Source organism: Bacillus sp. IS1, assembly GCF_032461585.1.
Taxonomy (GTDB): Bacteria; Bacillota; Bacilli; order Bacillales; family Bacillaceae; genus Bacillus; species Bacillus velezensis.
Genome location: NZ_JAWCWR010000027.1, coordinates 1 through 449, shown reverse-complemented (window position 1 = coordinate 449; position 449 = coordinate 1). Strand labels below are relative to the sequence as shown.

Here is a 449-nt window from a genome sequence, read left to right as displayed (position 1 = left end):
GAAGTCGTAACAAGGTAGCCGTATCGGAAGGTGCGGCTGGATCACCTCCTTTCTAAGGATTTTAACGGAATATAAGACCTTGGGTCTTATAAACAGAACGTTCCCTGTCTTGTTTAGTTTTGAAGGAACTTTGATTCTTTCATATGGTAGATGGGCCTGTAGCTCAGCTGGTTAGAGCGCACGCCTGATAAGCGTGAGGTCGGTGGTTCGAGTCCACTCAGGCCCACCATCTTTACCCAATATGGGGCCTTAGCTCAGCTGGGAGAGCGCCTGCTTTGCACGCAGGAGGTCAGCGGTTCGATCCCGCTAGGCTCCACCAACGTGTTCTTTGAAAACTAGATAACAGAAGTAATTCACATTCAATTAGTAATGCAAGATATCACGTAGTGATTCTTTTTAACGGTTAAGTTAGAAAGGGCGCACGGTGGATGCCTTGGCACTAGGAGCCG

Annotated in this window: 2 tRNA genes and 1 rRNA gene; all 3 read left to right on the top strand. The window is 48.1% G+C overall.

Annotated elements, in window-relative coordinates:
* Positions 1-52 (top strand): 16S ribosomal RNA (locus tag RUW00_RS22810); the annotation flags it as partial.
* A gap of 100 nt (positions 53-152) precedes the next feature.
* Positions 153-229: transfer RNA gene (locus RUW00_RS22805), tRNA-Ile, on the top strand.
* Positions 230-243: 14 nt separating this feature from the next.
* Positions 244-319: transfer RNA gene (locus RUW00_RS22800), tRNA-Ala, on the top strand.
* Positions 320-449: the final 130 nt, after the last annotated feature.